Source organism: Atribacterota bacterium (assembly GCA_028703475.1).
In the GTDB taxonomy this organism is placed as follows: Bacteria; Atribacterota; Phoenicimicrobiia; order Phoenicimicrobiales; family Stramentimicrobiaceae; genus JAQVMU01.
Genome location: JAQVMU010000130.1, coordinates 1 through 2,900, shown reverse-complemented (window position 1 = coordinate 2,900; position 2,900 = coordinate 1). Strand labels below are relative to the sequence as shown.

Annotated in this window: 3 protein-coding genes and 1 riboswitch; all 3 genes read left to right on the top strand. The window is 36.6% G+C overall.

Annotated elements, in window-relative coordinates; translation table 11 throughout:
• The first annotated feature begins 224 nt into the window (after nucleotides 1-224).
• A riboswitch (cyclic di-GMP riboswitch) is annotated at nucleotides 225-314 on the top strand.
• A gap of 99 nt (nucleotides 315-413) precedes the next feature.
• Complete coding sequence (locus tag PHQ99_08535) at nucleotides 414-1,076, top strand: hypothetical protein (protein MDD4289618.1); 663 nt, start codon at nucleotides 414-416, stop codon at nucleotides 1,074-1,076.
• Between the two features lie 131 nt (nucleotides 1,077-1,207).
• A complete protein-coding gene (locus PHQ99_08530; protein ID MDD4289617.1) occupies nucleotides 1,208-1,519 on the top strand; it encodes a hypothetical protein in 312 nt (103 codons plus the stop codon).
• A gap of 194 nt (nucleotides 1,520-1,713) precedes the next feature.
• Nucleotides 1,714-2,900, top strand: a 1,187-nt coding sequence (locus PHQ99_08525) for a DUF2207 domain-containing protein (protein ID MDD4289616.1), incomplete at its 3' end; no start/stop codon positions are given.

Here is a 2,900-nt window from a genome sequence, read left to right as displayed (position 1 = left end):
AACGATGGGACGCAAAGTTACGGGTCCCTCTCCATGATTCCCCTCAATGGGACTGCCGGACTACCTGCTTTTTGCCCCAGGATCATCTTTTTTATTTTCTATTTTCTTTAAATATATTACATTAGAAGAAGCCATTTTTAAGAGTATCATAATACAACTATAGATTTTTTTCTATTTTTTCTATACATATAAAAAGAAAGGGGATGCTGCCAGCCAGTCAGAAAGGATGAAAAGAGCACACTATCTAAAAGGATAGGCCGCAAAGTCATGGGTCTATCTCAACTCTGCATTGAGAAGACAGCCAGACTCCCAACTTTTCAATATTGAATGTAAGGATAAAAATTATTGTTTTGTGCTATTAAGTGTCAATCAAAATAATTTATTCTGTTTAAATTTGAAAAAGGAGTATAAAAATGTTCAATAAAAAATCATTTATCGGTATTTTAGTTATTGTGCTTACAATGATGCTTATTGTTGGCTGTTCGGAGATAGCTCCAAACATTTCATTGGAACTGGAAAGGAAAAAACCAGACTCAATGCCGCAGCAGGCACTGGATAACCAGCAGGCAACAGCGAATGTTCCGGATCATGCACAGGCAAATTTACCATTTGGTGAAGAGGGCGGGGAAGCTGTACCAATCAGCATTGTTTTGTCCTGGGGAACTTATATGGGGGATTCTACTAGCTATAATATTTGTTTTCAAACAAGCTTAATAGACCCTAACGGTGTTACGACCACTGCCGAGGATTTTGGATGGGGTGAATCTGGAGAGGATAAGACTGTGACAACAGTGGTTGATACTTTTATTCCCGGCACATATTATTACTTTGTAAAGACTATGTCTAACTATGGTGATGTGACATATACAGATATGAGCTCTTGTGAAGTAAATGTTTATGATACTACTATCAATTCATTGCTGGCAACATTTGATGTTACGGATGCTACAGTGGATTTGGAGTCAGTTGGGATACCAGAGAATTCCCTAACTTGGAAAGTATTTACCTTTGATGGTAGTACCGGGGAAATTACTCCAGTTAATGAGCTTAACACTACTTATGCCATACCTTGGTAATATTTATTTATTACAATAATAACTAGATAAGTGAAAGGGGATGTAAATCATTTTACCAATTTTGCATCCCCTTTATATCTTGTTTTTATTAATAAAAAAGTATAAACAATAGCGGCAGTTTTGTCGATAATTTGAATACTCTTGATAATGTTCATGTTATTCAGACTGCCTGTGCCTCAGACGAAGGGGCAACCACAGATGTAGATGAATGGGATTCATTTGATGATATTAATCCTTCTGATGCAGGCAGCGAATGGACCAGTTCTCTGATCAGGGCAATGGAATTGATTGTTAACAATTCTGACAGGCTGGGTACAATCCAGAATATGGCGAGCATGTATGGTGTACCGGTGACTTCAGTATTAATTTGTGAAGCCGGTTTTGGAGCAGTTGGTTCTAATCCGGGAATTGGATTGTCTACTATTTCTGTTTTACCTTTGTAGATACTGTCTAACAAAATATCTTAATTAATTACTGTGTCAGGGGCAGAAAGCATCACAGATGCTTTAAAGGTTTTTATACTTTATTTTAGCTTTTTGTAGTATAATGTTATTCATAAAAATTTAAATATTCTGATACTTTGTAGAAGTAAAAATATTTATTCAATTACCAACCTTGAGGAGTTGAAAATAAAAGAATGGTTTTTAACAAAGCAAAAATATTACTTATAATCTATATTATATTTTTTCTATTATTAGGTTCCACAGCTTCTAGTCTTGCTCAACAGGATCGAAGTTTTCAGATCACCGATTATCAGGCTCAGGTAGAGATATTGGAAAACGGAGATGTTCGGGTCAGCGAAATATTTACCTATGAGTTTAGTGGAAGCTTTAATGGTATTATTAGAAGTATTGGGCTTACAGGTTCTGATGGATTGGAGTATTTCAGAGCATCACAGTATCTTCCACAGAAAAAAGCATTAGACATTACACGTGAAACAGAAGGTAATATGGTTACCTTCCGAATTTATGATCAATCTGCCAATGAGAGAAAATCCTTTTTGCTGGAATATCAACTGAAGAATGTGATTACAAAATATAATGATATTGCTGAATTTTACTGGAAATTTTTTGATCAGAGCAACAGCTCGCCGATTCAACGGATACAGATTGAAATAACTTTCCCGGGAAAGAAAATCAATACCGAGACTGAGGATCTAAAAGTTTTTGGTCACGGTCCATCACAGGGTCAGGTAACTATATTAGACAGAGGAGTTGTCCTGTACGAGGTAGATAGTTTGTCAGCAAATGAGATGGTAGAGGCAAGGGTTCTCTTTCCCACTGATTTTGTGCCCGATGCCGGTAGGATAGTTAACAAAGATCAATATGCACAAATCATGCAGGAAGAATTGGCATGGGCAGAAAGATCAGGCAGGCAAAATGTCTTTGTGATTTTAGGTTTACTGCTGATACCAGTTATCATAATATTAAATATTATAAATGCTATTCGCATGTATTTTAAATATGACCGGGAACTAAAACCGGAAATGGAACTGGATTATTACCGGGAGCTGCCTTCAGATATTACCCCGGCAGTATTGAGTCATTTAATGAGTATCCAGGGTGCAGTTACCAAAGATATTATGGCCACATTGATGGACCTGACCCGAAGGAAATATCTGCAGTTTGAGGAGACAACAAGCGGCGGTTGGATTAAGAAGAAGGATTACAGGTTTATCCTGTTAAACGAGGATATTACTACTCTAAAACAACATGAAATAAATTTAATTAACTGGTTTTTTTATAGTATCGGAGATGGTAAATCTGTCACTTTAAAAGAGATTGAAAATTACTCAAAGGCATCCAGGACCCAGAGTTCATTTCG